Raw genomic sequence first — 6853 nt, 5'->3', positions numbered from 1 at the left:
GGGCACCCCCGCCGACGAGGCGCCCCGCTTCGGCTTGCCATGCGGCGGGACCATCCAGCTGGCGCTTGAGCCGCTGTCCGCCAGCAGCCGTATTCCTGAGCTGCTGCAACGGCTGGCGGCCCGCGAATTGGTGACCCGCCGGCTCGACCTGCAAACCGGCGAAGTGACACTTGGACCGGCGGGGCCCGGCATGAGCCTGCAGGTGTCGGCTACCGCACTGACAACAGTGCATGGCCCGCGCTGGCGTTTGCTGATCATCGGCGCCGGACAATTGTCCCGGTTTCTGGCACAGATCGCGGTGGGCATGGATTATCACGTCACGGTATGTGACCCGCGCGAGGAATACCGTACCGGTTGGGAGCTAGAGGGCGTGGAGCTGGTGCACGCGATGCCGGACGACATCGTGATAGACATGAAGCTTGACGGACGCAGCGCAGTGCTGGCGTTGACCCACGATCCCAAGCTCGATGACCTAGCGCTCATGGAAGCCCTCAAGTCTGAGGCCTTCTACGTTGGCGCGATCGGCTCGCGCGCAAATAATGCCAAGCGCCGCGAACGGCTCAAGCTGTTCGACCTGACCGATGCGCAACTGGCGAAGTTGCATGGGCCCGTCGGCATCTACATCGGCAGCAAGACGCCGCCGGAGATTGCGATTTCAATCCTAGCCGAGATGACCGCAGCGAAGAACGGCGTGGCACTGCCGAACGAAGTGCGGGTTGCGAACGCCAAGGCAGCGGAAATAGCCAAACCGTCGAATACGCTTGAGCAATAATTCCCTGCGGCTGCGATTCCTTGCACTTACCTTTCCGAGAACAACGGCGCAAGGTTTTCCTTTGATCGGGAGCGATCCTATCGTCCCAACTCCCCGACAGTCTTTCAGCTGATACCCAAGTAATCCCTCTGCATAGCATTTGACATTATGCTCACCATGTCAACTTCCGTTCTACACGTTCCGGGACATGTATTGCGCTGGGAACCATGATTGCAAATGTAGATTGCTCATTTTGCGCGAGTCGCGCGCGAGCTGCATCTGTGACAGCACTTTTGACGAATTGTCCAAAATGGTGAGGACAAAATAATCAAAGACTTACAGAGTCGAAAATAGCAAGTTTCAATTGTCGGAACCATGAACTACACCTTGGCCGGATTCAGCGCCGTTCCGATGCTCCCAGAGGCCGGCTTGCGACTTTGTTCTCCTGCGCCTTGTCCAGTTCACGTTCAAGGTACTCGATCGCTTCAAGACTTTCTTTTGCGATCTCGCGCACGTGAAGGGGTTCATCCTGTTGCCTGGCGAGGATGAGAAGGTCAGCTTTTATTTGGTTAAGGTTCATGACGGTATTGTTTGTCGCTCGCGCTAAATGCAGCCACTATTGTCACGCGGTTTTCGATTTTCTTGGTGCACGTGCGGGCTTTCTTGCCTTGGTAGAATTATCGGTCCGGTTTCGCAATTCTTCCAGTTGTTCCTTCAGCTCTGCAACCAGGCCTTCGGCACGCATGTTCTGCACATGCTTGTCGTCCGGCAGCGAATGTACTGTTCTCAAATCATCCAACGCAAGACCACCGCTCACTGTACAACCTCGGGTCTACACATCCAATATGCGACAGCCCGGTCGGCTTGCATCCGGATGGGTCAAGGATGCGTTGGCATGCGTGTGGCTCGGTCCATCAGGATGTCCAGGTTCGCCCGCGCAAAGCCGCGGCCGCAGGAAAGCGGCAGGTCATTTTGGCCGGCTTGCAGCGCAGCCGCGCCCTGCTGGCGTGCACAGAACACCGGACCACATTCCCATCACGGAAAACTGTAACCCTGCACCATCAAGGATCGCGACGTAGCGTTCATCGGGACTGCGACTGGTCGCCTGGGTCCGGCGCATGCGCCACGCGATGTCCAGGCCGGAGAAGTCGGCCACGGCAAACAGGCCCATCGCGAAGCCAAATGATCCTGATAATGAGGACATTACCGTCAAGCTCGGGATACACAGTCGGCTTCAACCGCACCTCTCCCATGTTCATAAGGCACCAGCCAATTCCGGCACGGCGGCAAACAGATCCGCCACCAGGCCATAGTCGGCAATGCTGAAAATCGGCGCTTCCGGATCCTTGTTGATTGCCACAATCACCTTCGAATCCTTCATCCCGGCCAGGTGCTGGATTGCGCCGGAAATACCCGCGGCGATATAGAGCTGCGGTGCAACGATTTTGCCGGTCTGGCCCACTTGCCAGTCATTCGGCACGAATCCCGCATCCACCGCTGCGCGCGACGCGCCCATGGCCGCACCCAACTTGTCGGCCAGCGGCTCGAGGATCTTGAAGTTCTCGGCCGAACCCAGGCCGCGTCCGCCGGATACCACGATCCTCGCGGCCGTCAGTTCCGGACGATCGGACTTGGCCAGTTCGCGCGATACGAACGCCGACTTTCCGAAGTCGGCTTCCGCAGCGACGTTTTCAATGGCAGCAGAACCGCCGGCAACGGCGGCGTCAAAGCCGGTGCCGCGTACGGTGATCACCTTCACCTTATCACTCGACTGCACGGTCGCAATGGCATTGCCGGCATAGATCGGACGCTCGAAGGTATCGGCTGATTCGACCTTGGTGATTTCGGAAATCTGTGCGACGTCCAGTCGGGCGGCCACACGCGGAGCAATATTCTTGCCGTAGGCCGTGGCTGGCGCAAGGATGTGCGAATAGGCCGGCGCCAGCGCAAGGACTTGCTCGGCGACGTTTTCGGCCAGGCCGTCAGCGAAGTGCGGCGCGTCGGCAACCAGGACTTTGGATACGCCGGTGATCCTTGAGGCCGCTTCGGCAGCAGCGCCGCAGTGGTGGCCGGCAACCACGACGTGGACGTCGCCACCGCATCGGGCGGCAGCGGTGATGGTGTTGAGGGTGCTTCCTTTCAGCGAAGCGTTGTCGTGTTCAGCAATGACAAGAGCGGTCATATCGAAATCCTGTAAGTGATGTTGTGTTGGCTATCAGGCGGCCAGGAGGTGTTCTTCCTTCGCTTTCGCGTCGCGTACGTCGATCAGGTTCCATCCCACTTCGCGCTGTATCTGCTTGATCGGGGGCGGCGGTTCGCGATGGAGCTGGCGTTGCCGTAACCACTCTCGAACTGCTTCCTTGGTGGGCTGATTTTTCATGATGGTCACCTGCCGATGTTGCCTTGCACGCCTGCCGCGAAGCCGGCAAGGACGGGAAAAACACGGTGTTACGCTCTCATACCACTTTTGCTTCGCCCTTCAACTTGGCGACCAGCGTGGCCACATCCGGCACCTTGATGCCGGCCGAGCGCTTCGGCGGCTCGGACACTTTCAGGGTCTTCACGCGAGGCGTCACATCCACGCCGAGGTTGGCCGGCGTAACGATGTCGAGCGGCTTCTTCTTGGCCTTCATGATGTTGGGCAGCGTCACGTAGCGTGGTTCGTTCAGGCGCAGGTCGGTGGTCACGATGGCCGGCATGGCCAGCGACACGGTTTCCAGGCCGCCGTCCACTTCGCGGGTCACGACTGCCTTGTCGCCTTCGATGCTGACCTTCGACGCGAAGGTCGCTTGTGGCCAGCCCAGCAGCGCGGCCAGCATCTGGCCGGTCTGGTTGCAGTCGTCGTCAATGGCTTGCTTGCCAAGGATAATCAGTTGTGGCTGTTCCTTGTCGGCCACGGCTTTCAGCAGCTTGGCCACGGCCAGCGGCTGCAGCTCGGCATCCGTCTCGACCAGTACGCCCCGGTCGGCACCGATGGCCATGGCCGTACGCAAGACTTCCTGGCACTGGCTTGTGCCGCAGGAGATGGCAATGACTTCGCTCGCCACGCCCTTCTCTTTCAGTCGCACGGCCTCCTCGACGGCGATTTCGTCAAACGGGTTCATGCTCATCTTGACGTTGGCGACGTCGACACCGCTGTTGTCCGACTTCACCCGGACCTTGACGTTATAGTCAACTACACGTTTGACGGGGACTACTACTTTCATATCTGCTCCTTGCCTGCAAAAAGTGGACGTGATTCGACAGTCAAAAAGCCGCGATCCCTGTAATCGCGCGGCCAAGAATCAGCGCGTGAACGTCATGCGTTCCTTCATAGGTGTTGACCACTTCAAGGTTGACCAGATGACGTGCCACACCAAACTCGTCGCTGATGCCATTACCGCCCAGCATGTCGCGTGCGACACGGGCAATCTCCAGCGCCTTGCCGCAGGAATTGCGTTTCATGATGGAAGTGATTTCGACCGCCGCCGTGCCTTCGTCCTTCATGCGTCCGAGGCGCAGGCATCCCTGCAGGCCGAGCGTGATGTCGGTCAGCATGTCGGCCAGTTTTTTCTGGATCAATTGATTGGCCGCCAGCGGCTTGCCGAACTGCTTGCGATCCAGCACATACTGGCGCGCGCGCTGCATGCAGTCTTCCGCTGCGCCCAGCGCGCCCCAGGCAATGCCGTAGCGTGCCGAGTTCAGGCAGGTGAAGGGGCCCTTGAGGCCGCGCACGTCCGGGAAGGCGTTTTCTTCGGGGCAGAACACCTCGTCCATCACGATCTCGCCGGTGATGCTTGCACGGAGTCCCACCTTGCCGTGAATTGCCGGAGCCGACAGACCTTTCCAGCCCTTCTCCAGGATGAACCCGCGGATCGCGCCTTCATCGTCCTTGGCCCACACCACGAACACATCGGCAATCGGGCTGTTGGTGATCCACATCTTGGCGCCGCTGATGCTGTAGCCGCCGGGCACCTTCCTTGCACGCGTGACCATGCTGCCCGGATCGGAGCCGTGGTTCGGTTCAGTCAAGCCGAAGCAACCGATGTATTCGCCCGTCGCCAGCTTGGGCAGGTACTTCTGCTTTTGCGCCTCCGTGCCGAACTCGTTGATCGGCACCATGACCAGTGAAGACTGCACGCTCATCATCGAACGGTAGCCCGAGTCCACGGCCTCCACCTCACGCGCGACCAGGCCGTAACAGACGTAATTCAAACCGGCGCCGCCATAGGCTTCGGGAATGGTCGATCCCAGCAGCCCCAGTTCACCCATCTCGCGAAAGATCGTCGGGTCGGTCTTTTCGTTGCGAAAAGCCTCCAGAACGCGTGGGCTCAGGCGCTCCTGGCAATAGGCGCGCGCGGCGTCACGTACCTGGCGTTCGTCGTCGCTCAATTGCTGATCGAGCAGCAGCGGGTCGCTCCACTGGAAGGCGGCATGTTTCTGGTTTGAAGTCATGATGATCTTTCGAAAGAGGTATCGGTGTGGTCGGGTCAGTCACGCCGCATCAGTTCGCGGCCGATGATGATTTGCTGGATCTGCGTCGTGCCTTCATACAGGCGCAGCAGGCGTGCGTCGCGGTAAAAGCGCTCGACCGGATATTCGTTGATGTAGCCGGCTCCGCCGTGAACCTGCACACCGCGATCGGCGACACGACCGAGCATCTCCGTGCAGAACAGCTTGGCGCAGGACACGCGCATGGACACGTCCGGATCGGACAGGTGCGCCGGTTTCGCGTCGAAACGCTTTGCGACCTCCTGGACCAGCGACCAGCCTGCCAGCAGTTCTGCCTGGCTGTCTGCGAGCATGGCCTGGATCAACTGGAACTCGCCGATGGCCTTGCCGAACTGCTTGCGGTCACGGGCGTAGGCCGTGGCTTCATCCAGGATGCGCTGCGCCATGCCGCAAGAAACGGCCGAAATATTCAGGCGGCCACGATCGAGCACTTTCATTGCCGTCTTGAAGCCTTCACCGGGAACACCACCGATGATGTTTGCCGCCGGCACACGCACGTTCTCGAGGATCACGTCGCAGGTCTTCGTTCCGCGCTGGCCCATCTTCTTGTCTGTCTTGCCCAGCTTGATGCCCGGCAGGCTGGCCGGCACGATGAAGGACGAGACGCCGGCGGCGCCCGGCCCGCCCGTCCGCGCCATCAGGGTAAATGCACCGGCGCGCGGCGCATTGGTGATGAAGCGCTTGGTGCCATTGAGCACGTAGTGGTCGCCGTCGCGTTCGGCGCGCGTCTTGAGAGCGGCGGCGTCCGAACCGGCATCGGGCTCCGTCAGCGCAAAGGACATGATCAGCTCCCCGCTGGCGACCTTGGGCAGGTATTCGCGCTTCTGGTCGGGCGTGCCATCCATCAGGATGCCCTGCGAACCGATGCCGATATTGGTACCGAACACCGAGCGGAACGCTGCCGCGGTGCGGCCAAGTTCAAAGTTGACCTGGACTTCCTGGCTCACCGACAGGCCGATACCGCCGAATTCCTCGGGCACGGTCAGGCCGAACAAGCCGATCGACTTCATGTCTTCGACGATGTCTGCGGGGACTTCGTCGGTTTCTTCCAGGATGTTCTCCGCCGGCACCAGGCGTTCCCTGATGAAGCGCTGGACAGACGAGAGCAAAAGCTCAAAGGATTCGTTATCTAGTGACATGCTGAAAAATCCATTCGTAATGGCGAAGTCGATCGCGGTGGCAATCCAGGTACCCGGACGTCAATTCGCGGCCGATCCGGGTACGAGGTCTTGCCGGCCTTATTTCGCGTACTTGCGGAAGTCGGGCTTGCGCTTGTCCTTGAGCGCATTGACGCCTTCGCGCGATTCTTCGGTGTCGTAGTACAGCTTGAGCGCGTACATGCCCATGCCCGCGATGCCGCTCTGGTGCGCGGTGTCGGCGTTGAAGCTGCGCTTGGCGATCGCGATGGCGGTCGGGCTGCGCTCGCCGATTTCTTCGCCCCACTTCTGTACTTCGGCGTCCAGCTCTTCGTGCGGAACGCATACGTTGGCCAGGCCCATGGCCACGGCTTCGGCCCCGGAGTAGCGACGGTTCAGGTACCAGATTTCGCGCGCCTTCTTCTCGCCCACCACGCGGGCCAGGAAAGCCGTCCCGTAGCCCGGGTCGACCGAA

Annotated in this window: 9 protein-coding genes and 1 pseudogene; 1 reads left to right on the top strand and 9 read right to left on the bottom strand. The window is 60.4% G+C overall.

Annotation, left to right across the window (positions count from 1 at the left end; all coding sequences use genetic code 11):
* Positions 1-772: XdhC family protein (locus AYR66_RS22495; RefSeq protein WP_088710001.1), on the top strand; the 772-nt coding region annotated here is incomplete at its 5' end.
* Positions 773-1148: 376 nt separating this feature from the next.
* Here the strand turns inward: AYR66_RS22495 and AYR66_RS22490 are convergent.
* The 9 genes and pseudogenes from AYR66_RS22490 to AYR66_RS22465 form a co-directional block, all read right to left on the bottom strand.
* The gene (locus AYR66_RS22490; RefSeq protein WP_088709365.1) at positions 1149-1331 is read right to left on the bottom strand and encodes a hypothetical protein; all 183 of its coding nucleotides are present in this window, start codon (positions 1329-1331) and stop codon (positions 1149-1151) included.
* A gap of 42 nt (positions 1332-1373) precedes the next feature.
* The gene (locus tag AYR66_RS28510; protein WP_141104122.1) at positions 1374-1568 is read right to left on the bottom strand and encodes a hypothetical protein; all 195 of its coding nucleotides are present in this window, start codon (positions 1566-1568) and stop codon (positions 1374-1376) included.
* A gap of 243 nt (positions 1569-1811) precedes the next feature.
* Positions 1812-1937, bottom strand: a pseudogene (locus AYR66_RS30615) (3-hydroxyacyl-CoA dehydrogenase family protein); the annotation flags it as partial.
* A 69-nt stretch (positions 1938-2006) separates the two neighbouring features.
* The gene (locus AYR66_RS22485; protein WP_088709364.1) at positions 2007-2933 is read right to left on the bottom strand and encodes an electron transfer flavoprotein subunit alpha/FixB family protein; all 927 of its coding nucleotides are present in this window, start codon (positions 2931-2933) and stop codon (positions 2007-2009) included.
* Positions 2934-2966: 33 nt separating this feature from the next.
* Positions 2967-3131 carry a hypothetical protein gene (locus tag AYR66_RS29050; protein WP_170942243.1) on the bottom strand — a complete coding sequence of 55 codons (165 nt, stop codon included), beginning with the start codon at positions 3129-3131 and terminating at the stop codon, positions 2967-2969.
* 76 nt (positions 3132-3207) lie between these two features.
* Positions 3208-3957 carry an electron transfer flavoprotein subunit beta/FixA family protein gene (locus tag AYR66_RS22480; RefSeq protein WP_088709363.1) on the bottom strand — a complete coding sequence of 250 codons (750 nt, stop codon included), beginning with the start codon at positions 3955-3957 and terminating at the stop codon, positions 3208-3210.
* A gap of 40 nt (positions 3958-3997) precedes the next feature.
* Entirely contained in the window at positions 3998-5185 is a 1188-nt protein-coding gene (locus AYR66_RS22475) for an acyl-CoA dehydrogenase (protein WP_088709362.1), read from the bottom strand.
* A 35-nt stretch (positions 5186-5220) separates the two neighbouring features.
* Positions 5221-6381, bottom strand: coding sequence for an acyl-CoA dehydrogenase family protein (locus tag AYR66_RS22470; protein WP_088709361.1), 1161 nt, complete (start codon positions 6379-6381; stop codon positions 5221-5223).
* Between the two features lie 99 nt (positions 6382-6480).
* On the bottom strand, positions 6481-6853 hold a 373-nt coding region (locus AYR66_RS22465; RefSeq protein WP_234814981.1), incomplete at its 5' end, for an enoyl-CoA hydratase-related protein.

The sequence above is a fragment of the Noviherbaspirillum denitrificans genome, from assembly GCF_002211445.1.
Taxonomy (GTDB): Bacteria; Pseudomonadota; Gammaproteobacteria; order Burkholderiales; family Burkholderiaceae_D; genus Noviherbaspirillum; species Noviherbaspirillum denitrificans.
Note: the sequence above shows the minus strand (reverse complement) of the source record. Positions and strands in the feature narration are given on the sequence as shown.

Excerpts from the sequence above, each read along its gene's own strand:
- AYR66_RS22470 (WP_088709361.1), bottom strand. The coding sequence starts at position 6,381 with ATGTCACTAGATAACGAATCCTTTGAGCTTTTGCTCTCGTCTGTCCAG.
- AYR66_RS29050 (WP_170942243.1), bottom strand. The coding sequence starts at position 3,131 with ATGAAAAATCAGCCCACCAAGGAAGCAGTTCGAGAGTGGTTACGGCAA.
- AYR66_RS22490 (WP_088709365.1), bottom strand. The coding sequence starts at position 1,331 with ATGAACCTTAACCAAATAAAAGCTGACCTTCTCATCCTCGCCAGGCAA.
- AYR66_RS22480 (WP_088709363.1), bottom strand. The coding sequence starts at position 3,957 with ATGAAAGTAGTAGTCCCCGTCAAACGTGTAGTTGACTATAACGTCAAG.
- AYR66_RS22475 (WP_088709362.1), bottom strand. The coding sequence starts at position 5,185 with ATGACTTCAAACCAGAAACATGCCGCCTTCCAGTGGAGCGACCCGCTG.
- AYR66_RS22485 (WP_088709364.1), bottom strand. The coding sequence starts at position 2,933 with ATGACCGCTCTTGTCATTGCTGAACACGACAACGCTTCGCTGAAAGGA.